Below are 26433 nucleotides of genomic sequence, written 5' to 3'. Positions count from 1 at the left end.
GAGTGTCTACCGCGCTCGCAGCACGGTCTGCTGATGGTACTGATAACACTGCCTCCAGCCCCGCCACCCCCGGCGCGCTAGCCAGGCCCGTCCTCAACCCGCCCGTCCACCCGCGAGAGCGCTTGCCGCGCTTGCAGCACGGTTTGCTGATGGTATGGATAACACCGCCTCCAGTCCCGCCACCCCCGGCGCGCTAGCCAGGCCCGTCCTCAACCCGCCCGTCCACCCGCGAGAGCGCTTACCGCGCTCGCAGCACGGTCTGTTGATGGTATGAATGCCACATCTACCAGCCCCGCCACCCCCGACGCGTTAGCCAGGCCCGTCCTCAACCCGCCCGTCCACCCGCGAGAGCGCTTGCCGCGCTTGCAGCACGGTTTGCTGATGGTATGGATAACACCGCCTCCAGTCCCGCCACCCCCGGCGCGCTAGCCAGGCCCGTCCTCAACCCGCCCGTCCACCCGCGAGAGCGCTTGCCGCGCTTGCAGCACGGTCTGTTGATGGTATGAATGCCACATCTACCAGCCCCGCCACCCCCGACGCGTTAGCCAGGCCCGTCCTCAACCCGCCCGTCCACCCGCGAGAGCGCTTGCCGCGCTTGCAGCACGGTTTGCTGATGGTATGGATAACACCGCCTCCAGTCCCGCCACCCCCGGCGCGCTAGCCAGGCCCGTCCTCAACCCGCCCGTCCACCCGCGAGAGCGCTTGCCGCGCTTGCAGCACGGTTTGCTGATGGTATGGATAACACCGCCTCCAGTCCCGCCACCCCCGGCGCGCTAGCCAGGCCCGTCCTCAACCCGCCCGTCCACCCGCGAGAGCGCTTGCCGCGCTTGCAGCACGGTTTGCTGATGGTATGGATAACACCGCCTCCAGTCCCGCCACCCCCGGCGCGCTAGCCAGGCCCGTCCTCAACCCGCCCGTCCACCCGCGAGAGCGCTTGCCGCGCTTGCAGCACGGTTTGCTGATGGTATGGATAACACCGCCTCCAGTCCCGCCACCCCCGGCGCGCTAGCCAGGCCCGTCCTCAACCCGCCCGTCCACCCGCGAGAGCACCTGCCGCGTTCAAAGGGAACTCACAAATTACACACTATCGCATTATGTCAATAAACAGCATCCTACCCGCAGAATAGCCAGGATGAGCTATTGTCTCTCACGGTAAACACCATGTACACTAGAGCAAGATAACCGGAACGGATTTCAGTAAGGAGCTGCTCGTGGCAAACCACTTTCCATTCCGTCGGTATTGTGTTGTCGCTCTGATGCTACTCATCGTGTCAACCAACGCCCTGGCTCAACCCGTTACGCAGACAACAACCACCACTGTCTTCATCCCAATGGTCGCCAATCCATTGCCACCACTTTCTAGCAACTGGCTGGAACGGGTGAACGGCTATCGACTACGCGCCGGTGTTCCTCCGGTCACCGAAGATGCTACCCTCAACAGCAATTGCTTTGAACACGCCCGCTATATGGCCGAAAACAATCACCTGACGCATAACCAGGACCCGAACCGTCCTTTCGCTTCCGCTGCCGGCCAGATCTGCGCCCAAAAAGGCAATGCCTGGATTGGAGGAGGTATTGTGTGGGAACCTGCCCACGCCGTTGATGGCTGGATGCGCTCGGTCGGTCACCGGATCTGGCTCCTGTACCCGACGACTCCTACATTCGGTTTCGGCTTCTACACAACCAGTAATGGAAATACAAGCGCGGCAGCACTGGATGTACTATCGTATTTCAACAATGGCGACAGTTACCCCAACTGGCCGGTGCGCTATCCGGCACCGAATCAGACCGACATCCCACCGACGCAATTCCCGATCACCGTACATTGGCGCTACTTCGGCGACACCCCGATTGTCAGCAGCACTGCTTTACGTGTCGTGGGTGGCGGCAATCTCGCGCATAGCTTCTCAACCTCATTACCGGTTGGACACAAGGGGATCGTGATCACGCCAACGCTCAGCCTTCCCCCCAACACATTGATCGAGGTTTCAGTCAACGGATCATACGCAAATCAACCGTTTAGCTACACCTGGCAATTTCAGACGGGAAGTGGGAGTTGATGGGGCGTGATTATTTGTATCGCCTTGCTGTAACACCTTACAGGCGCCCAGGCTCACGAACGTTGACAATGGACACCAGACGGCATAGCCTGCTTTCTGCATGACCAAAGGGCAGCGAGAACTGCGACCGTCCTCTACACAATCACGCATCGGATTGGGTTTCTACGCTCGGTGATATGCGTGTCACGTCATGTGGAGTGCGGCAGCGCTGCTGCCGCACTCACCGTACTCAGTATCAGGCGCGTGTCGCACCGGTGACCTGCACGACGTTCATTCTCGCTACGATCACCCGGTTTCAAGGAGATGACTTCTCCATCGCTTACACAGCCGTCTACCGGCATACCAGGCTCTTGGGCCTGGTATGCACGCCGTAACATGTCCAACACCATCTTTCCAGGTGGAGCAGGCGAAGTCACCACCTTCACTAACTAAGAGGACAGACCCCGGTACAGATTCCTCACCGGTCCTGTATCAGATCTGCACCGGCGGCAGTCCTTCCATTGCAGCGTAATCGCGCAAAATAGCCGCAACGTGCTCTAAATCCTCAAGGATGAAGTAGGTTTCATGCATCGAATAGGCCGCCCCTGGTGTATTGGCAACCCGTCGAATATCGAAGGGTACTCGCGGCGTATCGGGGGCGAAGGCGTGGTCGAGTTCACCAATCGACGACAGCAGACCGGCACCAAAGGCGCGTAACTCACCATCTTCGCGGATCAGGCCAAACTCGATACTGTACCACCAGAGACGGGCAATTTCGAGCCGCTGCCGTTCATCGCCGGCAAAGTAGAGCGGCCCAAACGCCTGGGCAATATCGGCAAACCGCTGATCGGTGAAAAACGCCAGATGACCGATGTACTCGTGGAACAGATCGGGGAGCGGTGTGAAATCAAGCTCGTCCATGCGCCGAATGTAATTGGTGACCGGAAAACGTCGTTCGGCGATATGCTCGAACCATTCGGTGGGATTGAGATACTCGTTTTGAGCGTCACACAACGTCCAGCCGGTCATCGCGGCCAGCCGTTCGCTTACCTGTACCGGATCGGGGAGACGCTGCAAATCGAGATTGAGTTTACGAAACCCTTCGCGGAAGAGCCGACAGGCGTACCGATCAAGCCGGGGAACCTGGCGTGCACAGAGTGTTGCCCAAACCAGATGGTCTTCTTCAGTGTAGGCAGGCATCGCGGGCGGAGCAATGGTTGTCATGACAATACCCCCTTGTATTGTATGCTACTGAATCGTCAACGAACGGCGAGTATCGCCCAATACTCACCGTTCGCTTACCACTTAGAAGAACCCTAACTCTTCCCGCGCCTCTTCTGACATCATCGACGGATTCCAGAACGGCGTCCAGACCAGATTAATTTTGACGTTTTCAAGTTCCTTGTAGACTTCTTTCAACGCCATCACTTCCCGGCGAGCCTGTTCGAGAATCTGCGGCCCTGCCGGACAGGCCGGTGTAGTCAGGGTCATATCAATATCAACGGTCTTGCCGCCATCGAGAATATCAATGCGGTACACCAGACCGAGATTGACGACATCCAGGCCGATCTCCGGATCGACCACATTCTTCAACGCTGCCCGAACCATATCTTCAGTAATCATACGATCCCTCTTTCTTAACCGTGGGTTGCCTCTTGCATGATACCATACACGGCGGATAACAACGACATGATACGAGAGGATGAACACCATCATGATCGATATATTAGCCAACAACCCCCTCCTGCTACTCTTTACAGTATCGGCAATCGGCTACCTGATCGGCAGGATCAACATCGGTGGAATCAGTCTTGGAGTAGCAGCCGTACTCTTCGTTGGGCTGGCCTTTGGCGCACTCGATCAACGACTGCGGCTGCCCGACATCATCTACCTGCTCGGTCTGGTCATCTTCGTCTACACGATTGGCCTGAGCAGCGGCCCCGGTTTTATCGCATCCTTTCGCCGACGCGGGCTACGTAACAACCTGTTTGTGGGTGGAGTCATCGTCGTTGCCGCCGGTATTGCTGTCGTGCTGCGCATGATCCTGGGTCTCAACAGCGCGCAAACCGCCGGTCTCTTCGCCGGCAGTCTGACCAACACCCCAGCCCTGGCGGCGGTCATCGAGCAGTTGAGTCAACGAGGCGCAGATGAAGTGCTCCGTACCGAACCGGTGGTCGGCTACTCGGTGGCTTACCCGGTTGGTGTACTCGGCATGATCCTTGCCATCTACCTGACGCGCCGGCTCTGGCGGATCGATCTGGCGCAGGAAAGCCAGCAGCTTCGCGAATTCGGGGCAGTTGGCGAGCACCTGATCAACTGCACTATTCGCGTGACCAACGCCAATGTGGACGGGCAAAGCATTGCCGAACTGGTCAGAGCTAATGGCTGGAACGTCATCTTCAGCCGACGCCAACATGATGGCCGGATCGAGCTGGCTACCGGAGCAGCCCGGCTCAATACCGGTGACCTGATCAGTGTCGTTGGCTCGCCGGAAGCCGTGGCCCAGGTCACGGCTGTACTTGGTGAGCCAACCGACGAGCAACTCATGCTCGACCGTCATACCCTCGACTTCCGGCGTATCTTCGTCTCCAATCCGGCGGTTATTGGAGTGCCACTGCGCATGCTCAACCTGCCCTCCACCCTCGGAGCGGTCATCACCCGCATTCGCCGTGGTGATGTTGAACTCTTACCGCACGGCGATACAGTGCTTGAACCCGGTGATCGGGTGCGTGTTGTCACCCAACGCGACAATATGGATCGGGTCAGCGCCTTCTTCGGCGACTCCTACCGTTCGCTGGCCGAAATTGACGTAGTTTCGCTGGGTTTGGGTACTGCACTCGGCATGCTGGTGGGACTGATCCCTATTCCGCTACCCGGTGGGGGAAGTTTCTCGCTTGGCCTGGCCGGTGGCCCGCTGATTGTCGCCCTCATCCTCGGCTGGCGTGGCCGCACCGGGCCGATTATCTGGAGCCTGCCGTACAGCGCCAATCTCACATTACGCCAGGTTGGCATGACCCTCTTCCTGGCCGGCATTGGCACCCGTGCCGGCTACAGCTTCTTCACCACCATCACCCAGGGCAATGGCCTGTTCCTCTTCATCGGAGGTGCGCTGATCACGATACCGGTTGCCATACTAACCCTCTTTATCGGTTATAAACTGCTCAAGATACCGTTCAGCCTGCTGATCGGGATGCTGGCCGGTCTCCAGACCCAACCGGCAGTGCTGGCGTTCGCCAATGAGCAGGCCGGCAACGAAGCACCTAATATCGGCTACGCGATGGTCTTCCCGACAGCCATGGTTGTGAAGATCATTCTGGCCCAGATTCTGCTTGGATGAAGGTGACGGGATACCTGCGCCACGGTTGTTTTGGATGCACCACCGAGGCACGGCGGGCACAGAGAGTTTCATGTGAACCTTCGCTGTGTTTTCCAGGTCTCGGCAACGCGATCCTGCCGGTGCCCCGGTTGGTGATGCGCACCACAGAGGCACAGAGAGCATAGAGGAAGTTGCAAAAAAAGCTGTGCGGTCGTGCTCCCAGACAGTCGCACAGGTGCATGAACGCTTGCCAATGACCAACAACAGCCTACCATACTTCTGAACCGTCGGCAGAGAGCAGCTCTGATCGTGCCATCACGCGCTGGATTGGTTGCCTTGCCCGCACATCATGCGCGTGTCGCGATGTTTGGAGTGCGGCAGCATGGCTGCCGCAGCAGCCGTACTCACGATCCGGCGCGTGGTACGCCGTTGACCCTGCTGGTCACGGGTAGGTTCTACAATACCAACCGCTGTCTCATCCAGGTCTCGGTGCCGCGATCCTGCCGGTGCCCTGGTTGGTCAGGTGCACCACAGAGACACAGAGAGCACCGGAGAATCTCTCGTTGGACTGGTTGCCTTGCCCGCACATCATGCGCGTGTCGCGATGTTTGGAGTGCGGCAGCCATGCTGCCGCAGCAGCCGTACTCACGATCCGGTGCGTGGTACGCCGTTGACCCTGCTGGTCACGGGTAGGTTCTACATACCAACCACTGTGTCCTCTGGGTCTCGGTGCCGCGATCCTGCGGGCACCCCGGTTGGTCAGGTGCACCACAGAGGCACAGAGAGCACAGGAGAATCTCTCGTTGGACTGGTTGCCTTGCCCGCACATCATGCGCGTGTCGCGATGTTTGGAGTGCGGCAGCATGGCTGCCGCAGCAGCCGTACTCACGATCCGGCGCGTGGTACGCCGTTGACCCTGCTGGTCACGGGTAGGTTCTACATACCAACCACTGTGTCCTCTGGGTCTCGGTGCCGCGATCCTGCCGGTGCCCTGGTTGGTTAGGTATTCGACACGCCGGTCGTTCGACTTGACAGCCATATTGATATAAGGTATCATTTCACTGCCGCATCCAGCGGCACCTTTTTGGTCAATCAAAAAATGATATAATGTATCAATATGGAACAACAAATGCCCGCCTCACAACCAATACCCGTTACCGTCCTATCCGGATTTCTCGGTAGCGGCAAGACGACCCTACTCAACCACGTACTGACCAATCGGGCCGGTCTTCGGGTAGCAGTCATCGTCAACGATATGAGCGAGGTCAATATCGATGCGCATTTAATCCGTTCTGGCGGTGCTGCTCTCAGTCGCACAGAGGAACGATTAGTGGAGCTAACGAACGGCTGTATCTGTTGTACCCTCCGCGAGGATTTGCTCATCGAAGTTGCCCGCCTGGCCCTTGCAGGCCGATTCGACTATCTCCTGATCGAGTCGACCGGCATTGCCGAACCCTTACCGATAGCGGAGACGTTTACCTTTCCTGGTCCCGATGGCACATCCCTGAGTGAGATTGCTCGCCTCGACACGATGGTTACGGTCGTTGACGCCTTTGCCTTTCCGCGTGACCTGCATTCGCTAGACGAATTGCGTGACCGTGATCTGGCTGTCAGCGGCGACGACGAGCGAACAGTGGTTGATCTGCTGATCGATCAGGTGGAGTTCGCAGATGTAATTGTCCTGAACAAGATCGATCTGGTGAGTGAAGCCGATCTGATCCGGCTTGAAGCACTCTTGCGCAAACTGAACCCAGAAGCTCGCCTGATCCGCAGCGTGTTTGGACAAGTTCCTCTCGACCACATTCTCAACACCGGACTGTTTAGCTTCGAGCGGGCAGCACAGATGCCGGGCTGGCTCAAGGAATTGCGTGGCGAACACACACCCGAAACGGAAGAATACGGGATTAGCAGCTTCGTCTTCCGTGCCCGGCGACCATTTCATCCGCAGCGATTATGGAACCTGCTCCACGAGGAATGGCCGGGAGTACTGCGCTCGAAGGGTATTTTTTGGCTGGCAACCCGTATGCACCAGTGCGGAATCTGGTCACAAGCCGGTGCTTCCTGCCGCATTGAACCGGGTGGATGGTGGTGGGCAGCGGTAGCCGACCAGCCGGATGATCCCGCCGAAGCAGCGGCACTGGCGGCAATCTGGGACGATCAGTGGGGTGATCGTCGGCAAGAGCTGGTATTTATCGGTCAGGACCTCGATGAAGCAGCCCTGCGAAAACGCATAACATCGTGTTTGTTGACCGATGAGGAGATGAGACCCGGTCCAACCGGCTGGGCAACGTTTACCGATCCATTCGGAAGCTGGGAGCCGGTTATGATCCTGGACGAAGAGGATTACCACCGCTGACAACAGCAGCATTCGCTCAGCGTTGACAGCGACCGTCATGCTCGCATAGGATAGGTGTCGCCAATTTCGCAACGTGTTCATATCGAAAGGATTGGAAAGGATGAAAGTTGCCTACATCTTCGCTACATCAGGCCACACCGCCAGCTACAAGCTCGGCAAGATGATTCTGCCACAGTTAGAAGCCGGCAACCACGGTGCCCAAGTTGTCGGAATGTTCTTCTTCGATGACAACACCTACCTGCTGCGGGCAGGTGATCCGATGGGGGAGCGGCTGGCAAAAGTCGCTGCCGAGCAGGGTATCCTCTTGATGATGTGCGACCAATGCGCGCTTGAACGCGGGCTGGCTGTCGGTGAACCGGGAAATTGCCGGGCAAACGGGACCGTGGCCGGCGTGCGGGTGGGATGCTTCCCCGACCTGTATGCTGCTCTGGCCGGTAACCCACCGGATCAGGTGATTACACTCTGATGCATCTCAAACTGGCAGCGAGAGGGTATATCGTTCTGACACCCTCTCGCCACAACGGAGGAACAGATATGTCACGTCGTTGTGATTTGACCGGTCGCTCTCCTTCATTTGGATACAACGTCTCATTTTCCAAGCGTCGCACAAATCGACGCTGGCTACCCAATGTCCAGAAACGGCGGATATGGGTACCGGAAGAACAGCGCTTTGTGCGCCTCAAGCTCTCGGCAGCAGCGCTGCGTGAAATCGAGCGGAAAGGTTTATTGCAAGCATTACGTGACCGCGGACTCACCCTAAAAGATGTTGAACGGCGTTCACGCGCATAACCTCTCCTTGACCGCTACAAGAGGCACCTCATCGGAGTCAATGCCGCAGTTGTAATACAACGATTGGTTCGGATTTATTCGTATGCATCTGGACTGGCTCATTGTCGGTGGCGGCATTCACGGTGTACATCTGGCACTCGTGCTGCGCGAGCGGTGTAGAATCGCCGCCGACCGCATTCGCATTATCGATCCCTACGATCATCTGCTCGCGCGCTGGGAGTCTTGCACAACCGCCTGTGGGATGCGTTATCTTCGCTCAACGGTTGTGCATCACCTCGCGCCTGATCCATACGATCTGCTACGATTTGCTCGACACATCAACGCTGACGATCACCATTTTCATGGTCGGTACCAGCGCCCATCCCTCGCTATCTTTCAGGCTCACACGCAATCGCTCATACGTCAATACCGATTGTCAGACTACACGCTGCAAGGGCGCGTATGCGGTCTGCGGCGGCGATCAACGTTCTGGGATGTGGAAACCGATCAGGGCATGCTCTCAGCACGACATGTGTTGCTGGCAGTGAGTTGTGGTGAACAATTGCGCTGGCCGGCCTGGGCGCGTGAACTACGAAAGGCCGACGCAGCGGTTTATCACCTCTACGAACCGACGTTCGCCCTCGATCAGATCGCCGCGCACAGTGCCGTCGCGATTATCGGGGGCGGGATCAGTGCCGGTCATCTCGCGCTAAACCTTTGCAGAAAAGCGCAGGTAACGTTGCTTATGCGTCGTCCGATCCAGGTCGCCCCGTTCGATAGCCCGCCCGGTTGGATGGGGCCGAAAGAGCTTCGTCGCTTCCACGCCGAACCCGATCCGACCCGACGACGTGCGATGATCACTGCGGCCCGCTTACCAGGAACGATGCCGGTTGAACTGGCCCAGAGTCTGCATGCCGCTGCGCAACAGCAACAACTTCAGATCGTGATTGATGAAGTACACGCCGCCACCATTGCAGATGGTGCGATCACCTTGCAGCTTACGCATCACCGGCTGGCGGTAACAACGGTTATTCTTGCCACCGGCTTCACATCTGAACGTCCCGGTCATCCGTGGCTCGATGATGCCATTGCCTACAACGAATTACCAACCGCGCCGTGCGGCTATCCCCTGATCGGCCCTGCTTTGCAATGGGCACCAGGGCTATTCGTGAGCGGCCCGCTGGCCGAACTCGAGATCGGCCCGGTAGCACGTAACATCATCGGTGCCCGTCACGCCGGTGAGCGATTGGCGCGTCAGTATGCCGATGGGAGCTGACAGGCCGATTGTATAACCGAGCTTCTGCGTCGCGTATCCGCCGGTGCGCCACCCGCAGTCGGCTATTGTCACCTTTGTTCTACATATCCGCGTTACCTTTGCACTCCTGACCCGGTTTATATATCAGAACACCGTGTTGATCCAGGAGTGCAGCATGCCACGCTCACGCTTCCCTCGTACCGGTGCCCCCTGCGCGCACCCCATCACCAATCACTGGCCAGCATGCCAGACGACCACTGTGGTACAATACCACCCCAGAACAGTTTCCCAACCGCTACCCACCCCAGCAGGGAGGTTTCATTATGAGCCAACCGTCGCCCAAAACTATGCTGGTTCCCGACCCGCCATCGGCCCCAACCGACGACCCGTTTCGCTACGGCTGGCGCTTTGTCCACCGTCCCACCCCCGACGACCCGCATCATCTCGAGCAGGTGCCGCTCACCCTCGAGGATGTCCTTCATCCCGAGGTGGGAGATTTCATCGTGCATAGCATCCGTCACGAAACCGACCAGCGCTACCTCACCGATGTGCTCCAGGCGCGGCTCGAACGCACCGGCGAAGCCACCGTGATGAGCGATATCCGCATCGCCTGGGACGTGCCCGGACTACGGCCACACAGCCCGGACGTGATGGTGATTCCCGGCATCACCAAACGGGAGAACTGGAGCACATTCGATGTCGCGCAGGAGGGGTAGCGGCCAGCGTTGATCATCGAAATCACCTCACCGGAGACTCGTGAGATCGATCTGGTGCGCAAAGTTGAACACTACGCACGGGCGGGGGTCGCGCAGTACGTGATCGTGGATTATCTGACACGGGAAGAGCCGCTCCGGCTGCGGTTGCTGGACTACCGGCTGGTGGGGGAGCACTACGTGCTGCACCCGCCGGACGAGCACGGACGGGTGTATTTGGAGAGTGCCCGACTGTGGTTGGGGATCGCGGACAACCACGTCGTGTGCTCCGACGAACGGGGCGAGGTGATGGGGAACTACACCGCGATGATGGAGCAGGCGGAAGCGGCGCAGGCCCAGGCCCGGCGCGAAGCCGAGGCACGGGCAGCGGCTGAGGAACAGGCGCGGCGTGAAGCGGAGGCCCGCGCTGCTGCCGAAGAGCATGCCCGCCGTGAAGCTGAGGCGCGGACGGCAGAAGCGGCTGCACGGGCGGCCGCCGAAGAACAGGCTCACCGCGAAGCCGAGGCTCGCGCTGCTGCTGAGGAGCGAGCACGGCTCGCGGAAGCACAGGCCCGCCGTGAAGCCGAGGCGCGGGCGGCCGCCGAGGAGCAGGCCCGCCGCGAGGCTGAGGAACGAGCGGCGGCTGAAGAGCGGGCACGGCTCGCTGAAGAACAGGCCCGCCGCGAAGCCGAGGCACGTGAAGCGATTGAAGCACGACTACGCGAGCTGGAACGCGAATTATGTCGATTACGCGGCGAAGAGTAGAGGTACATTTCAGATCAGCCAGGAGAAGACCTTATGATAGCCGGCACGATTCACCCCGCCACGCATATCGGTACTGTAGCCCTCACCGTCACCAACCTTGAACGCTCACTGGCATTTTATCAAAACCTGATTGGTCTGCGGCTTCATCAGCGTACTGCACAGACGGCTCATCTCGGCGTTGGTGGCCCTGATCTCTTGATCTTGTACGAACAACCGGCATACCGCCGCTACCGTGGCGTCTGCGGGCTGTACCACGTTGCAATTCTCGTTCCAAGCCGCTATGAACTGGCTCGTGCGCTGGCCCGTCTCTTTCGGGCACGTTATCCAAACGCACCAACCGATCACATCATGACCAAAGCCACCTATCTTGACGACCCGGATGGCAATGGGATTGAAATCTATTGCGAGTCGCCAGAGGACGGTGTCTTTGTCATGAACGATGACATCTTTTTTGCCCGTCGTGCAGACGGCAGTCTGAGCAACGGGCGTGAACCACTTGACGTAGCTGCATTATTACGCCTGCTCTCACCCACCGACGATCTTGCCGCTCCTATGGCAGCGACAACCAGTATCGGGCATATTCATTTGCACGTGGCAGATATAGATGTTGCAGTAGACTTCTACCACCGACTGATCGGCTTCGATATTCAGGGCGTAATGCGCCGTTTTCAGATGGCGATGGTCTCAGCCGGTGGCTACCATCACCATATCGGACTGAACACCTGGCAGGGCGAGGGTGCCCCCTCAGCACCACCCGATGCCCTCGGTCTCCAGTGGTTTTCAATTGTTGTGCCCGATCAGAACGCACTGGCACCGATCCTTGCCCGTCTTCACGACGCAGGGATCACCGAAGAAGCACATCCGGCAGGAAGGCTGCTGCATGATCCATTCCACAACCGGATTGTTCTCACCACAAGAGAACAATTCCTGGCAAGTGCGTCGCACAGCAGCAATCTAACCTGAAAGACGCATCCACAAGAGCGCCCGTTTCCACGCGACACAGTTGGAACCACGTATGCAGCGTAGCGCCGCGTTCATATTTAACGTGCGGTGTGTAGAAGTCATCCCATCAATCCAGACACGCCCGTTGTTCTTACAATCCGTAGCGTGACCGGTGAGACACGCGCATGGCATCCTGCACATCGAGCACGGAAGCGTGGCTGCCGCACGCCAAACTATGCAAACGTAAACAGCACCCACTTCGGCGTGTGATGTCTACACGGAAAGCAGCGTGATCGTGACTGTATAACTTTTTCTGTTGACGCCAATCTCCGTCGAGAATATAATGGGGCAACTATTTTCCCATTGGGCACCCAGACAAATGCACCTATCAGGAAAGGAGTTGCTATGCGTCGCGTTCTCCCGGTCATTCTGCTCATAGCAATGCTGCTTAGCGCATGTGGCAACCAGGCTACCACTTCCTCTTCGTTTGAGTATCCAACTGAGGCGATTAACATTATGGCGCCGGCCTCCCCCGGCGGTGGTTGGGATAGTACTGCTCGTGCAATGCAGGCGGCACTGGCCGCGACTACCGGTCAGACTGTGCAGGTCTACAACGTGAGCGGCGCCGGCGGTACCATTGGTCTGGCGCAATTTGTGAATGAAGCCAAAGGCAAACCACACGAGTTGATGGTCGGCGGCCTGGTGATGGTTGGGGCAATTCAAACCAACAAAGCACCGGTTAATCTGTCACAGGTCACCCCCATTGCGCTGCTCACTGCCGAAGCAGAGGCAATTGTTGTGCCTGCCGACTCGAAGTATCAGACCCTGCAAGAACTCATCGCTGACTTCAAGGCCAATCCGACAGCCATTTCGTGGGGTGGCGGATCGGCTGGCGGTACCGATCACATTCTGGTTGGTCTGATTGCTAAAGCTGTCGGCGTCGCCCCGGCGAATGTCAACTACATTGCCTATTCGGGTGGTGGTGAAGCGACCGCAGCGATTCTCTCCGGTGCAGTGACAGCCGGTGTATCTGGCGTGTCAGAGTTTGCCGAGCAGGTTGCCGCCGGAACCATGCGTATGCTGGCGGTATCGAGTGAGGAACGGATTGCCGGTATCGATGCACCAACCCTGAAAGAAGCCGGCGTCGATGTCGCATTAATGAACTGGCGCGCCGTGTTTGGTGCTCCCGACCTCACGCCTGAACAGCGGGCTGCCGTTATCGCCACCATCGAGAAGATGCACGCCAGCAAAGAGTGGCAAGACGCGCTTAGCAAAAATGGCTGGACTGACTTCTTCCGCACCGGTGATGAATTCAGCACATTTTTGAATAATGAGATCACTCGTATTGGGGGCGTCCTGCGCGATCTTGGGTTAGTGCAATGAATGCACCCACACGGGCACTGCTTTCGTTACGGCTGGCCGCATTAGCGGTGATTGGTCTGGGAGGGGTTATCCTCTCCCAGATCACTCAGATAAGCGAAAGTGCGGGGTTCACTGTCGTTGGGCCGCGTGTCTTCCCAACGATTGTTGGCAGTGGTTGTTTGATCTTCGGTCTCCTCTTCTTCCTGCGGGTTACGGTTGTACCAGATCACGATCTGGTGGCTGAAGTAGCTGCCGAGGAACAGACAACCGATTGGCCAACAACGCTATTACTGCTGGTACTGCTGGTCGCCTACGCGGCTGTGTTATGGCCACTCGGATATGTGATTGCCACCACCCTCTTCTTTCCGCTGAGCAGTCGCATATTGGGAAGCCAGCATCTGCGTCGTGATCTATTGATCGGCTTTCTGATCGGCCTCATTGTCTATCTCGCTTTCACCCGTCTCCTTGGTGTTCGCCTGCCCGCCGGTATCCTGAGCGGCTTGCTATAGGGATAGTCTGTGGACGTTATCGGTTATCTATTGGCCGGGTTCGCCAATGCGCTCACGCCACAATACCTCTTCCTGGCGGCGATTGGCGTCACCATCGGTACAGCAGTCGGTGTGTTGCCGGGCATTGGGCCGGCCCTTACGGTTGCCCTGCTCTTGCCGTTAACCTACAACTTCGACCCAACCGGTGCCCTGATTATGTTTGCCGGTATCTACTACGGCGGGATGTACGGTGGCTCTACCACCTCAATCTTGCTCAACACACCCGGCGAATCGGCATCGGTAGCCACCACCTTTGAAGGGTTTGCAATGGCGAAAGCCGGGCGGGCCGGCGCAGCCCTGGCGACAGCGGCGATTGGCTCGTTCGTGGCCGGCACCCTCTCGACACTCCTCCTCACCTTTATTGCACCACTCCTGGCCCGCGTGGCTCTGCTCTTCCAACCGGCAGATTATTTCGCACTCACCGTGCTGGCCTTTGTCAGTGTTACAGCGCTGGTCGGTTCATCAATCATTTGCGGCATGATCAGCCTCTTCATCGGTCTCTTTTTCGGGCTAATCGGGATCGATATCCTCTCTGGTCAGGTACGCCTGACCTTCGGGATTGTCGAATTGCTGGACGGGATCGATGTGGTAGTGGTTGCCGTTGGTCTTTTTGCCGTAGGAGAAGCGCTCTACGTCGCCTCACAGCTCCGCCATAAACGCGAAGAGGTACTCTCCGTCCGCTCGTCCGTCTGGATGAATCGTGACGAGTGGCGACGCTCGTGGCCGGCATGGCTGCGCGGTGCACTCATTGGCTTTCCGTTGGGAGCCTTACCTGCTGGCGGTGCCGAAATTCCAACCTTCCTCAGTTACACTGTCGAAAAGCGGCTATCTCGCCATAAAGATGAGTGGGGGAAGGGCGCAATTGAGGGTGTGGCCGGACCGGAAGCAGCTAACAATGCCGCCTTTTCGGGAGTACTGGTACCACTGCTAACACTTGGCTTACCAACATCGGCAACCGCAGCAATCTTACTGGCCGCTTTTCAAATCTACAACCTCCAGCCTGGCCCCCTCTTGTTTCAGCGCTCGCCCGATCTGGTCTGGACGCTGATCGCCAGTCTGTACATTGGGAACGTCATGCTGCTGATCTTGAATCTCCCTCTCATTCAAATATGGGTGAAGATTCTCACCATTCCGCGACCACTGCTTTACAGTGGGATTCTGGTCTTTGGCACCCTGGGTGTTTACAGCATGGCGAATAGTTTTGTCGATGTCGTCCTGATGTACGTTATCGGTGTCATCGGCTTCTTCATGCGTCGTTTCCGCATACCGGTCGGCCCGGCGATTCTGGGGCTGATTCTCCTTCCCCTGGCCGAATCGCAATTCCGCCGGGCACTCGCCATCAGCCAGGGCGATCTAAGCATTTTCATCACCCGACCACTCTCGCTCGGCCTTCTGCTGGCCGCCCTGGCAGCCCTGCTTCTGCCCTACGTACCGGTCATCATTAAGCGCATAACCGGCAAACAGGTGCAGGGTGGCCGACTCGTATTTGGGCGGGGTGAAGAGGATTGATCGGGCAATGGTAGTTGTGCCGGATGATACAGAGAACGCTCTCACCCCCGGCCCCTCGCCCGCTGCGCGCTATGCATTACCCATAACGCGAATACTGCATTGCCCGTGTGCCGGAGCGGGTCGGGGGTGTGATGACGGACGTGCTCCCCAGCCAGGCGCTGGGAGCGCGCGCCTCTGGCGCGTATGGTGCCGGTACCAGTGCTGGAGGGAGGAACCAGGAGCTGGGAGCGCGCGCCTCTGGCGCGTATGGTGCCGGTACCAGTGCTGGAGGGAGGAGCCAGGAGCTGGGAGCGCACGCCTCTGGCGCGTATGGTGCCGGTACCAGTGCTGGAGGGAGGAGCCAGGAGCAAGCTCCCGCCCCTGGCGGCATTCACGGACGGCCAGGACAGATGATCGAACCCAACGTCTACCCTATCAGGAAGCTCTGGATCACACGTCTACCCTCCCCTCTCCCGCCCGGCTATGCACAACCCATACCTGGTGTCAACCACGTGCGTATCAGCGGGCATGATCGCTATTGGTGTTGTTTTGAACGACTGGCCCAGTGGCAGTGCGCCGCTCCAGCCGTGGTATCACGTGCTGAATGGGTTGCCTTACACGCGCCTCATGTGCGTGTCGCGCAGTTTGGCGTGCGGCAGCCATGCTGCCGCGCCAGCCGTACACACGATCCGGCGCGTGGCATACCGTTACCCATCCTGGTCACGGGGATGCTGGATGTGCTCGTTTCGATCATCGAGTCGGTCAGGCATGCATGCGACACCTGCGCGTAGACGGTTATGTTGCAAGAGATTCGTGCCTGCGTACCAGCGGCCACGGCCAGCCCCTGCCGGCGGTGGTGAGGATGCATCCACGCAGGCTGGAAGCCTGCGCCACGGGGAGTACGTGCAGCCCGACCTAACGCAGCGTGACATGTGGGTAATGCATAGGCTGGAGGCGGAGGCAATGCTTTGGCGAGCCAGAGGCTCGCGCTCCCAACGCTGCCGCTATGCATTACCCACAACTGATGTTAACCATGTGCGTAGCAGCGGGAATGATCGCCATGGGTGGTGTTTTAGGCGACTGGCCCGTGGCAGTGCGCCGCTCCAGCCGTGCTATCACGTGCTGAATGGGTTGCCTTACACGCGCATCATGCGCATGTCGAACAGTTTGGAGTGCGGCAGCCATGCTGCCGCGCCAGCCGTACACACGATCCGGCGCGGATTGCAGCGGACTCCCGTGCCGGTATGTGACTCTGATGATGGAGATGGCTGAACGCAGATTGATCGCCTGCCCCACAGCGTGCTGGTGCCGGTGGTGTGTAGAGGCGGGTTCCGTAGGGGCGGGTTGAGAACCCGCCCCTACGGATGGTACCTGTACCGTTCACCTGACCATCCACGGGATGCGGTGGATGGGAATGTCTTGCATCGTGTGCCATGGCGTGCCATGGATGGTTGTTCAGAGGTGATCACAGCCGCTACGCTCCCCGCTCCCACGCAGCGCTATGCATCACCCATACCCAGGTTGTCACCTTCTTCGCACATAAGCAGCACCTATCTCATTGTGCGCGATCCTGTGTACTATCGCGTTGCATCACTGTCGCGAGAGTCTCACGTCACGCATGGGCAGCGGATGGTCGCAGTGGTAGCGACGGTAGACGGTGTATCCGACCGTGGGGCAGGCTGGAAGCCTGCCAGTGGGGCCAGCCCCTGCCGGCGGTAGCGAGGATGCCTTCACGCAGGCTGGAAGCCTGCGCCACGGGGAACGCTTGCAGTCTGCCTGACGCAGCGTGACATATAGGTCATGCATAGGCTGGGGGCGGGGGCACGCGCTCGACCTCCTCACCCCAGCGAGGGGAGGTTGGGAGAGGGACGAGATCACACCCCCACCCCCGCTGGAGGCGGAGGCAATGCTTTGGCGAGCCAGAGGCTCGCGCTCCCAACGCTGCCGCTATGCATTACCCACAACTGATGTTAACCATGTGCGTAGCAGCGGGAATGATCGCCATGGGTGGTGTTTTAGGCGACTGGCCCAGTGGCAGTGCGCTGCTCCAGCCGTGCTATCACGTGCTGAATGGGTTGCCTTACACGCGCATCATGCGCGTGTCGCACGGTGTGGAGTGCGGCAGCCATGCTGCCGCGCTAGCCGTACACACGATCCGGCGCGTGGCATACCGTTACCCATCCTGGTCACGAGGGTGCTGAATGTGCTCGTGCCGATCATCGAGTCGATCAGGCATGCATGCGACACCTGCGCGTAGACGGTTATGTTGCAAGAGATTCGTGCCTGCGTACCAGCGGCCACGGCCAGCCCCTGCCGGCGGTGGTGAGGATGCATCCACGCAGGCTGGAAGCCTGCGCCACGGGGAGTACGTGCAGCCCGACCTAACGCAGCGTGACATGTGGGTAATGCATAGGCTGAGGGCAGGGGCACGCGCTCGACCTCCTCACCCCAGCGAGGGGAGGTTAGGAGGGGGACGAGATCACACCCCCACCCCAGCCCGCCCCCGCTGGGGGCTGGAGTCCATCCTCCCCCGGCGGGAGAGGAACGTGAGCCGGAGATGTGATGAGGGGTCACTTCTTAACAGATTCTAAACTAAATCTGGCGCACATCGTTCAGGTAACGACCGTATCCGTGGTACAATCAAAGAAGAGGTTTTAAATGTTTATGCAACGAACTATCATCCTATGAACATCTACCAATTCACTGTACGAACCATTGATGGCGAACAGCAATCCCTCGCGGTCTATCGCAATAAGGTGCTCTTAATCGTCAATGTAGCCAGTCATTGCGGGTTAACGCCCCAGTACGGCGATCTTGAGTCGCTCTACCGACGCTACAAAGATCGTGGCTTTGTCGTGCTCGGTTTTCCGAGTAATCAATTCAACCAGGAACCAGACGATGAGGCGACGATTAAATCCTTCTGCGCTCGCACGTATGCAGTGACATTCCCGCTGTTTGCCAAAGTTGAGGTGAACGGCCCCAATACTCACCCGCTCTTTGCCTATCTCAAGGCGCAGCAGCCAGGACTTAGCCCCGATGGCGAGATTAAGTGGAATTTCACCAAGTTTCTGGTAAATCGGAATGGCACTGTCGTTCGGCGGTATGCCCCAACTGATACGGTCGGCGCCATTGAACGTGAATTGGTTGAGTTGTTGTAGAAGTAACAACGCAGAGAATTCCCCCTTATTGCCAGACATTTCCAAACGGCGGACAAACAAACACGGCGCAGCAGTGCTGCGCCGTGTTTCGCCATGTTTGCGAACATCGATTACTGTAACTCTGAAACTGCCCCTCCGCCGTCGTAGCAGTATAGACAGATACTGATAATACCAATCCAATGATGGTGTGTGATAGGGCCAAGGCACTGGGCTATCTGTCACAAATGAAGCATCTAAACATCCAGCCATCGTGTCCCGGACATGCTCCTCAACTTGAGGATAGCACCCCTCAGACATAAACGCCCAATTCAGTGACCACACGTTATCTTAAACCCTTCACAAAGTCATTTGCGCTCAAAGATACAACACACCCCTTGACGGGCGCCGGGAAGTCTGATAAGATTGACATTAGATCAAATATCTAATATCTAATATCTAAATTTTATGTCTACTGATCCATCACCCCATCGCCAATTGCGTAAACTGGTTGCCGATCAGTTACGTGCGGCTATCCTGGAAGGCCGGTACAAACCTGGCGAGTGGCTACGCCAGGAAAAGCTGGCGCAAGAACTCAATGTCAGCCAGATGCCGGTTCGTGAAGCCTTAAAAGAACTGACGGCCGAAGGACTTATCGAGCACGTACCCTACCGCGGAGTACGTGTGATCGCCTTTTCGCTGACTGATATTGAGGATTTATACGAACATCGCGCCTTTTTAGAGAGTAGAGCTGCGGCATTTGCTGCGGCACGGATCAGTGATGAAGAGTTAGCAAACATTGCTCAGGTGCTGGAGCAAATGAATATCTATTCCGCACCTGAGCAGGTCAATGAATATCGGCAACTGAATCGCACATTTCACCAGCTTATCTTTACAGCATCTGGGCGAGAATACCTCATTCGTACCCTCAATCAGATGTGGGCGACCTTCCCAACAATGCTCATCGGCAACTTTGCCGCTACCGCCCAGCGCCCCCTCTACAAGCGAGACGAGACTGACACGCTTGAACACCTTGCCATCTTTGAGGCGTTAAAAAACCATCAACCTGAAGCAGCCGAGCAGGCTATGCGCACTCATATCCTCAACACTGTACGGTATCTGCGCGATTCACTGCAAAGGCAAGCAGACTTGGAGCAGCCATGAAGATATTGATGCCCATTGGGGGTGCTCTCGATCACGAAAACCCTCATATTATGCGTGAATTTGTCGAGCGTTCAGGCGGAGCGCAAGCGCGGATCGTGATTTTGCCCCAGGCTTCAGCTTTAGCCGAAACCGGTTCACACTACGTACATCAGTGCCTGTCATTGGGAGCGGGACAGGTTATCTCATTGGAATTTCGCCAACGGCATGCTGCTGACACAACCGAAAACTTAGACGCGATTGAAGAAGCCAGCGGTATTTTTTTTACCGGCGGAGCACAAATGCGTATTACCCAGCTCATCGGTGGTACTCGTCTGGCCGATGCCCTGTATCGGGCATATCTACGAGGTTGCGTCATTGCAGGGACGAGCGCTGGTGCTTCCGTCCTGTCCAAAACGATGATCGCGTATGGTAAGAGTGGCCCTACCCCACGCGAGCGGATCGTGCAATGTTCACCAGGATTAGGCTTCACCGACCGCTTTGTCTTCGATCAGCATTTTCGTCAGCGTGATCGTTGGGGCAGATTAATTTACGTCGTATGTACTCATCCCGGTGTGTTGGGCATCGGTATCGATGAAGATACGGCCGCCATCATTGAGGATGAGCAGCACATCCGGGTATATGGAAAAGGCGCAGTTACGATACTAGACGGACGAACCATTTCGGAGTCAAATGTTGCTGAGGTTGAGGCTGGACGACCGGTGGCCGTTGGACACCTGACAGCACATGTATTAACGGCAGGCTGCACCTACGATTGTGTGAATGGTAACGCGCATATTACCGTTGTGCCCTCGCTTAGCGATGAGTAGCCAGAGACCGCCTGATTTATCTACAAGGAGCACTGCATGAAACCCTCGCACTCATTGTTAATCATCGCCGTACTTTTGGTCCTGACAGCCTGTAGCAGTTCACCCTCATCTTCGCCATCCGGTTCATCGCAAACTATGCCGACCACGGCCGTCACTCAACCCACGGCCGACCAGCCTGCTGTTGACCCAAATGCCCCCAAACAGGGCGGAACGTTAATTTTTGGTACCCCGCAAGAACCGGCTATTCTTAACACATTACTGACAACCTCGTCTATCGAAGATGCTGTCACCTCACTGTTTGTTGAAGGACTGGTTCAGGTCAATGATAAAGGTGAATATGTACCAGTTCTGGCTGAAGAACTGCCGACCGTCTCAGAGGATGGGCTGGTTGTAACGTGGAAGCTACGCAAGGGTGTAAGGTTCTCAAACGGGCTAGAATTCACATGCGAAGATGTGAAATTTACGATGGAAGGTGCTCTGTCTGACCTCTCCCAGGTTAGCACATCCGGGTATAGCTCTATCGAAACACTGGAATGCCCTGATCCATACACTGTCGTTGCTACCTTCTCGGAAGTATACGCACCTTATCTGCGTCTATTTGCTTACATCGTGCCCCATGATGCCGGCCCTCTCGATCAGATGGAAACCTGGGCATACAATCAGAAACCGTGGGGAACGGGACCTTTCGTCCTTGAAGAATGGGTTGCTGGCGATCATCTCACATTTGTGCGAAATCCATACTACCGTGAAGAAGGAAAACCATACCTGGATAAAGTCATTATTCGCGTCTTACCGTCACGCGAAGTGGGCATTCAATTGTTAGGAACCGGTGAGATTCATGCCTTGTGGGACATTACCGAAGCTGATCTGGCCACTATCGAACAGTCTGCTGGTCAGAATGTAACCTATAAAGCGACGGTAACCGGCGAGAACGAGCTGCTTGTCCTGAACTTTGGCAATAATGATGGCAGTGCTCCGGCCGATCCTGCCACGAATCCGCATCCCATTCTCTACGACCTGCGCGTGCGGCAGGCGATTCAATACGCCATCAATAAACAAATGATTGCTGACACCCTCTTGTATGGAAAGGTCAAACCGGGTAGTACCGTCCTTCCTGCCGGTCCGTTTGCCTGCCCTCAACCAGCCAGCGAATACAATCCTGAGCGGGCAAAGGCATTGCTCGAAGAAGCGGGCTGGCAAGTTGGCGCCGATGGCATTCGGGAAAAAGACGGTATGCGCCTGAGCCTGAAAATAAACTCAACGAGCGGCAACTTGCTGCGCGAGCAAACCGAACAGGTACTTGCCGAGATGTTGAAACAAGTGGGGATTGAACTCACGATTGAAAATATGCCATCAGACGTCTTCTTCGCCGGTGGGGAAAGTGACGGCATTCGCGACACAGGCAAGTTCGATATTATTCTCTACACAACCGGGCCAGGGCTTGATCCAGACAGCCATCTGTTCAGCAACTACAGCAGTGCTCGTATTCCGACTGCTGAAAATGATTGGGCAGGTGCAAATTTCAGCCGCTATATTAACCCCGATGTAGATGCATGGATTGATGAGGCTGCTATCGTTATGGACCAGGATGTCCGCAAAGAACTTTACTGCAAGGTAGCAACCCAGATTAACCAGGACTTGCCACGCATCTTTCTGTACGAGCGGCTATCAATCACTGCACACCGACAGGAATTTCACAACTTGACCATTTCACCCAGTTTCGTCGATTTTGCATGGGCCGCACAGGATTGGTGGCTCGATCAGTGATTATATTGCTTACCAGGGTGCTATGACTACCTATCTGCTACGACGACTGCTACAGGCAGTACTGACACTCTTTGTAGTCAGCCTGATCCTCTTTGGGCTGATTTCAGTAACGCCGGGTGGTTTCATGACCGTGTATGCTGAAAAATCAGACATGACGGCAGCAGACCTGGCGCGCATCCGGGCAAATTTAGGATTAGACGATCCGGTACCAATACGTTACGTGAAATGGCTCGGAAATCTGCTCAAAGGGGATTGGGGTCGCTCCTTAACGTCAAAGCGCCCGGTATTGGAAGAGATCGGCAGTCGATTACCCAACACCCTATTGCTGATGAGTTTGATGCTGATATGCACACTACTGGTCGCTATTCCGCTGGGAATCCTATCGGCAATCAGACAATACTCATGGCTGGACAACGTACTCACCACGATTGCGTTTGCCGGGCAATCGCTGCCGGTCTTCTGGTTTGGGCTACTTCTGATTATTGTCTTCTCGGTGCTTTTACGAGGTCCAGACGGAAAGCCTCTTCTACCGGGATCAGGTATGTACACTCTCGGTGAGCCATTCTCTCTGTGGGATCGTATCCGTCATTTAATTTTACCGGTGACCATGCTCACCTTTGTCTCCGCTGCCGAATATATGCGCTATATGCGTTCGGCGATGCTGGACGTCATTCACGAGGACTACATTCGCACGGCCCGTGCGAAAGGTATTCAAGAATGGGTCGTTATTTATAAACATGCCTTACGCAATGCGATTATTCCGCTGGTCACCCTGCTCAGCCTCGATCTACCATCACTATTTGCCGGAGCACTATTTACCGAGACGATCTTTGCGTGGCCGGGTATCGGGCGGCTCTACTTCACAGCCGCCCTCAAAAATGACTACCCCCTGGTTATGGCTATTCTTACAATCTATTCTGCTCTGATAATCCTTTCCAACTTATTGGTTGATCTGATCTATGCCATGCTTGATCCACGCATTCGACTGTCATGAAAGACTCACAATCACCCTGGTTCTTGTTCGTACAACGCTTTCGCAAGCATACTATGGCACTTGTCGGTATGGTCATTCTGGTAAGTATTACCATACTGGTTGCATTTGCGCCCTTCTTCACGACTCATGATCCGATGCAACAGAATCTGCTCAATCGCTTTCAGCCACCATCAGCAACGCACTGGCTCGGCACTGATGATCTGGGACGTGATTTATGGGCACGCATCCTGTATGGTGGACGTATTTCGTTGAGCGTTGGTCTGCTGGCAATGGCTGTGTCGATTACACTTGGTTCTCTCATCGGATTACTTGCGGGATATTTTGGCGGATGGGTTGATAGCGTGCTGATGAGGACAACAGAGATTTTTCTTTCTATTCCGCGATTATTTGTACTCATCGCATTGGGCATGTTTCTCCGTTCTCTCGACCTGTCAATGTTTCAGGCCGGTTCGTTCATACCTATCGCGCTAGTCATCGGTTTGCTTTCCTGGATGGGAACTGCACGCATGGTACGCGCTTCTACCCTCACGGTGCGCGAACGCGAATACGTCCAGGCATGTCGGGCACTGGGAGGTTCACATCGCCGGATTCTACTTCGTCACATTTTGCCAAACATTGCCAGTCCGATCATCGTTTCAGCAACGCTTGGACTCTCTGGTGCCATTATCAGTGAGAGTGGTCTTTCTTATCTTGGCTTTGGCGTACAGCTTCCCACACCTACCTGGGGGAATATGCTCTCTAATACCCAAAGTCAGATTACAACAGCACCCTGGGCGGCCATTTTTCCCGGTTTCATGATCTTCCTGGTAGTTATTTCAATTAATTATATTGGTGATGGTTTGCGTGATGCACTCGATCCGCGCCACCATTCACGCTAGGAAATAACGTATGATGCAGGTCTTTCGTTCTTTGCTGACCAGGAATCTTCTCGCGTTACTTCTCGCTTTCTTTTTTATCATATCGGTGCAGGCACAATCAACACCAGGATTACTTTTGATCATCGGCGGTGGATATACCGATACGTATAACGGTTTTATGCAATACGCCATCGCGAATGCACGCAACGGGTTGGTGAAGATTCTGGTGCTGCCGGTACCGTATGCAACTAATGCCGAAACCATTACCCAGGCTGAACGAAATCAGAACTTGAAAGATGCCGAGGAGCGGCGCCTGCAAATCGAGGGGGCGTGTCTGCGCAATGTACCGGCTGATACGTCTTGCGAGGTGGTATTAGTCCCTCTATTTACTCGTTCTGATGCTTCCGATCCGGCGATTCTTGAGCTGTTCAGCCATGATGTTGCCGCTATCTATATTCTGGGTGGCGATCAGGCTGTGGCAATGCAGGCTTTGATAGATACACCTGCTGAGCAACGGCTTACTGAACTGTATGCAAACGGTACCATTATTGGCGGAACCAGTGCCGGCGGCGCTGTGCAATCCAGAACAATGCTCGCAGCCTACCGTCCAAATTTCGCACCCGAAAATGCACTATTCTTCGGTGCGGTCGAGGTATGGAATACCGATGAACGTCGAGGGTTACCTTTCGGGATTCAGGACGCAATCGTCGACCAACATTTTCAGCAACGAGCGCGTATGGGGCGACTGATCAGCGTCATTACGCAACCCGATCTACCTCATGTTGGGATAGGTGTTGATGCCTATACCGGTGTTGTGGCCGACGGAAACTGGATTCGCGATGTGTTTGGATTGTATACGGTTACTGTGTTAGATGCCGAAACTTACCATGCCGCCGATTCTGTGCGCTATGTAACGATTGCCGACGGGCAGCCTCCCCTCATTAGTGTAAGAAATGTCTTGCTTACTGTGCTGTCACCGGGTGATTTTTCATACAATCTACAGACTCGGGTGCCCTATTTCGGTCAAACTGCCTATGAACCTCCACCAATACTAGAGCGCACGTTCGATTCATTACGTATTCCTTCAGGCGCAGGTACCCTTATTCTCGCCGGAGATATTTCCGACACCTTAAACAACAATGGTATTCTGCGCCGGTTTCTTGATATTACAGGCAAGGCAAATGCCAGTATTCTCGTGGTTGCCGATGGAGGTGCTTCCCCAGCAGCGAACCAGCGCACCGCTCAACGCTATGCCAATGCTCTGAGTGCTCTCGGAGCTCAGGTAACTGTAGGCGACGGGGAAGCGGTGCCTGATAATATTGACGGCATTGTGTTTGTTGGACGGGATGCGTCTAACATGACTCCCCCTGCATGGTTGCGTTCGGCCTGGCTGACCGGGACGCCTGTTCTTGCCGATAATGCTGCGGCAACTCTCCTCGGCAGCTTCTACGCCGCCCACGGGCCAACGCCGACAGGCGATGCAGAACAAGAAGAGATTGCAGTACAGCGATCCTTCGTGCAAGGGAAGACTGAGATTAAAGAAGGTCTGAATTTGCTACCTGTTACCCTGCAACCACAGGTATTGGCAGATAAACGTTTTGGACGGCTCTTCTCGCTGGCTTATAATCACCCGGATCAACTGGCGATTGCGCTCAATGCTAATACTGCGCTTGAAGTTCATGCAGAAGGTGCGCGTGTCCTTGGTGAGAATGGTATCTTTGTGTTGGATTTACGATTTGCCGAACGAACCCTGGGAACGAATAACGGGTTTGTCATTGCAAATGGGCTGTTAGATGTATTTGCGCCGGGTGAGATCGTTCAACCTGAACCTGCTGACATTGACGCCGTCTATCAACCACAGCCAACCCCACAACTACCAACGCTTACACCAACTCCGCTCCCCACCAGTACCGCAGCTCCTACCCTCACTGTCGTCAATCCAACAGTTCCCACTGCTACAACGTTCGCATCTAGCCCTGACGCTGAAACCGAAGCAACTCCGCCGGCTCAGCCCCCATATTGGCTGGTTGCTGTGTTAGGGCTGGCAGTATTGCTGGCAGTCTGGTTTGCGACAAAGGCAAGGCGGTGAGAATCTGCTGCGAACAATCATTTGCGAGCACTTCCCGGACAAAAAAACCACCCCCGCCAACCATTATCCGGTCGGCGGGGGTGATTGTTGA

The 26433-nt window shown here is 56.3% G+C and carries 20 protein-coding genes and 1 pseudogene; 19 read left to right on the top strand and 2 right to left on the bottom strand.

Features of this window, described 5'->3' with window-relative positions:
* Nucleotides 1–1211: 1211 nt before the first annotated feature.
* Nucleotides 1212–2060 (top strand): CAP domain-containing protein, encoded by an 849-nt coding sequence (locus CAUR_RS14705; RefSeq protein WP_012258654.1) that lies wholly within the window; start codon nt 1212–1214, stop codon nt 2058–2060.
* Nucleotides 2061–2531: 471 nt separating this feature from the next.
* Here CAUR_RS14705 and CAUR_RS14700 read toward each other — a convergent pair whose 3' ends face one another.
* Nucleotides 2532–3263, bottom strand: coding sequence for an aromatic amino acid hydroxylase (locus tag CAUR_RS14700; protein ID WP_012258653.1), 732 nt, complete (start codon nt 3261–3263; stop codon nt 2532–2534).
* Nucleotides 3264–3344: 81 nt separating this feature from the next.
* The gene (locus CAUR_RS14695; RefSeq protein ID WP_012258652.1) at nt 3345–3662 is read right to left on the bottom strand and encodes a metal-sulfur cluster assembly factor; all 318 of its coding nucleotides are present in this window, start codon (nt 3660–3662) and stop codon (nt 3345–3347) included.
* Nucleotides 3663–3753: 91 nt separating this feature from the next.
* On the opposite strand from CAUR_RS14695, the gene CAUR_RS14690 reads away from it, so the two are divergent.
* From CAUR_RS14690 to CAUR_RS14600, 18 genes and pseudogenes are all read left to right on the top strand, one after another.
* Nucleotides 3754–5376 carry an aspartate:alanine exchanger family transporter gene (locus CAUR_RS14690; protein ID WP_012258651.1) on the top strand — a complete coding sequence of 541 codons (1623 nt, stop codon included), beginning with the start codon at nt 3754–3756 and terminating at the stop codon, nt 5374–5376.
* Between the two features lie 1108 nt (nt 5377–6484).
* Nucleotides 6485–7711 (top strand): zinc metallochaperone GTPase ZigA, encoded by a 1227-nt coding sequence (gene zigA / locus CAUR_RS14685; protein ID WP_165446171.1) that lies wholly within the window; start codon nt 6485–6487, stop codon nt 7709–7711.
* A gap of 100 nt (nt 7712–7811) precedes the next feature.
* Complete coding sequence (locus tag CAUR_RS14680) at nt 7812–8177, top strand: SaoD/DsrE family protein (RefSeq protein ID WP_012258649.1); 366 nt, start codon at nt 7812–7814, stop codon at nt 8175–8177.
* 68 nt (nt 8178–8245) lie between these two features.
* Nucleotides 8246–8500 (top strand): 50S ribosomal protein L28, encoded by a 255-nt coding sequence (rpmB, locus tag CAUR_RS14675; RefSeq protein WP_012258648.1) that lies wholly within the window; start codon nt 8246–8248, stop codon nt 8498–8500.
* Nucleotides 8501–8582: 82 nt separating this feature from the next.
* On the top strand, nt 8583–9755 hold the full coding sequence (locus CAUR_RS14670; protein WP_012258647.1) for a SidA/IucD/PvdA family monooxygenase: 1173 nt from the start codon (nt 8583–8585) through the stop codon (nt 9753–9755).
* 302 nt (nt 9756–10057) lie between these two features.
* Nucleotides 10058–11191, top strand: a pseudogene (locus CAUR_RS14665) (Uma2 family endonuclease).
* Nucleotides 11192–11224: 33 nt separating this feature from the next.
* Nucleotides 11225–12154: a VOC family protein gene (locus tag CAUR_RS14660; protein WP_012258646.1), complete on the top strand. Its 930-nt coding sequence runs from the start codon at nt 11225–11227 to the stop codon at nt 12152–12154.
* Nucleotides 12155–12538: 384 nt separating this feature from the next.
* Nucleotides 12539–13516 (top strand): Bug family tripartite tricarboxylate transporter substrate binding protein, encoded by a 978-nt coding sequence (locus CAUR_RS14655; protein WP_012258645.1) that lies wholly within the window; start codon nt 12539–12541, stop codon nt 13514–13516.
* The gene (locus CAUR_RS14650) at nt 13513–14004 is read left to right on the top strand and encodes a tripartite tricarboxylate transporter TctB family protein (RefSeq protein WP_012258644.1); all 492 of its coding nucleotides are present in this window, start codon (nt 13513–13515) and stop codon (nt 14002–14004) included. Before CAUR_RS14655 ends, CAUR_RS14650 begins: the two co-directional genes overlap by 4 nt.
* Before the next feature lie 9 nt (nt 14005–14013).
* A complete protein-coding gene (locus CAUR_RS14645; RefSeq protein ID WP_012258643.1) occupies nt 14014–15552 on the top strand; it encodes a tripartite tricarboxylate transporter permease in 1539 nt (512 codons plus the stop codon).
* A 131-nt stretch (nt 15553–15683) separates the two neighbouring features.
* The gene (locus CAUR_RS21255; RefSeq protein WP_157866452.1) at nt 15684–16322 is read left to right on the top strand and encodes a hypothetical protein; all 639 of its coding nucleotides are present in this window, start codon (nt 15684–15686) and stop codon (nt 16320–16322) included.
* 1893 nt (nt 16323–18215) lie between these two features.
* The gene (locus CAUR_RS14630; RefSeq protein ID WP_012258642.1) at nt 18216–18689 is read left to right on the top strand and encodes a glutathione peroxidase; all 474 of its coding nucleotides are present in this window, start codon (nt 18216–18218) and stop codon (nt 18687–18689) included.
* Between the two features lie 444 nt (nt 18690–19133).
* Complete coding sequence (locus tag CAUR_RS14625) at nt 19134–19829, top strand: GntR family transcriptional regulator (protein ID WP_012258641.1); 696 nt, start codon at nt 19134–19136, stop codon at nt 19827–19829.
* The gene (locus tag CAUR_RS14620; protein ID WP_012258640.1) at nt 19826–20635 is read left to right on the top strand and encodes a cyanophycinase; all 810 of its coding nucleotides are present in this window, start codon (nt 19826–19828) and stop codon (nt 20633–20635) included. Before CAUR_RS14625 ends, CAUR_RS14620 begins: the two co-directional genes overlap by 4 nt.
* A gap of 36 nt (nt 20636–20671) precedes the next feature.
* Entirely contained in the window at nt 20672–22402 is a 1731-nt protein-coding gene (locus CAUR_RS14615) for a peptide ABC transporter substrate-binding protein (RefSeq protein WP_012258639.1), read from the top strand.
* Nucleotides 22403–22424: 22 nt separating this feature from the next.
* Nucleotides 22425–23396 carry an ABC transporter permease gene (locus CAUR_RS14610; RefSeq protein WP_012258638.1) on the top strand — a complete coding sequence of 324 codons (972 nt, stop codon included), beginning with the start codon at nt 22425–22427 and terminating at the stop codon, nt 23394–23396.
* The gene (gene opp4C, locus CAUR_RS14605) at nt 23393–24274 is read left to right on the top strand and encodes an oligopeptide ABC transporter permease (RefSeq protein WP_012258637.1); all 882 of its coding nucleotides are present in this window, start codon (nt 23393–23395) and stop codon (nt 24272–24274) included. The genes CAUR_RS14610 and opp4C overlap by 4 nt, the downstream gene beginning before the upstream one ends.
* A 10-nt stretch (nt 24275–24284) precedes the next feature.
* Entirely contained in the window at nt 24285–26342 is a 2058-nt protein-coding gene (locus CAUR_RS14600) for a Type 1 glutamine amidotransferase-like domain-containing protein (protein ID WP_012258636.1), read from the top strand.
* Nucleotides 26343–26433 lie beyond the last annotated feature (91 nt).

Source organism: Chloroflexus aurantiacus J-10-fl, assembly GCF_000018865.1.
Lineage (GTDB): Bacteria > Chloroflexota > Chloroflexia > Chloroflexales > Chloroflexaceae > Chloroflexus > Chloroflexus aurantiacus.
The sequence above is the reverse complement of the archived record's forward strand: the minus strand, read 5'-3'. Positions and strand labels throughout refer to the sequence as shown.

Coding starts and splice junctions, on each gene's coding strand:
- CAUR_RS14700 (WP_012258653.1), bottom strand. CDS start 3,263: ATGACAACCATTGCTCCGCCCGCGATGCCTGCCTACACTGAAGAAGAC.
- CAUR_RS14695 (WP_012258652.1), bottom strand. CDS start 3,662: ATGATTACTGAAGATATGGTTCGGGCAGCGTTGAAGAATGTGGTCGAT.
- CAUR_RS14690 (WP_012258651.1), top strand. CDS start 3,754: ATGATCGATATATTAGCCAACAACCCCCTCCTGCTACTCTTTACAGTA.
- zigA (WP_165446171.1), top strand. CDS start 6,485: ATGCCCGCCTCACAACCAATACCCGTTACCGTCCTATCCGGATTTCTC.
- CAUR_RS14680 (WP_012258649.1), top strand. CDS start 7,812: ATGAAAGTTGCCTACATCTTCGCTACATCAGGCCACACCGCCAGCTAC.
- rpmB (WP_012258648.1), top strand. CDS start 8,246: ATGTCACGTCGTTGTGATTTGACCGGTCGCTCTCCTTCATTTGGATAC.
- CAUR_RS14670 (WP_012258647.1), top strand. CDS start 8,583: ATGCATCTGGACTGGCTCATTGTCGGTGGCGGCATTCACGGTGTACAT.
- CAUR_RS14660 (WP_012258646.1), top strand. CDS start 11,225: ATGATAGCCGGCACGATTCACCCCGCCACGCATATCGGTACTGTAGCC.
- CAUR_RS14655 (WP_012258645.1), top strand. CDS start 12,539: ATGCGTCGCGTTCTCCCGGTCATTCTGCTCATAGCAATGCTGCTTAGC.
- CAUR_RS14650 (WP_012258644.1), top strand. CDS start 13,513: ATGAATGCACCCACACGGGCACTGCTTTCGTTACGGCTGGCCGCATTA.
- CAUR_RS21255 (WP_157866452.1), top strand. CDS start 15,684: ATGACGGACGTGCTCCCCAGCCAGGCGCTGGGAGCGCGCGCCTCTGGC.
- CAUR_RS14630 (WP_012258642.1), top strand. CDS start 18,216: ATGAACATCTACCAATTCACTGTACGAACCATTGATGGCGAACAGCAA.
- CAUR_RS14625 (WP_012258641.1), top strand. CDS start 19,134: ATGTCTACTGATCCATCACCCCATCGCCAATTGCGTAAACTGGTTGCC.
- CAUR_RS14620 (WP_012258640.1), top strand. CDS start 19,826: ATGAAGATATTGATGCCCATTGGGGGTGCTCTCGATCACGAAAACCCT.
- CAUR_RS14615 (WP_012258639.1), top strand. CDS start 20,672: ATGAAACCCTCGCACTCATTGTTAATCATCGCCGTACTTTTGGTCCTG.
- CAUR_RS14610 (WP_012258638.1), top strand. CDS start 22,425: ATGACTACCTATCTGCTACGACGACTGCTACAGGCAGTACTGACACTC.
- opp4C (WP_012258637.1), top strand. CDS start 23,393: ATGAAAGACTCACAATCACCCTGGTTCTTGTTCGTACAACGCTTTCGC.
- CAUR_RS14600 (WP_012258636.1), top strand. CDS start 24,285: ATGATGCAGGTCTTTCGTTCTTTGCTGACCAGGAATCTTCTCGCGTTA.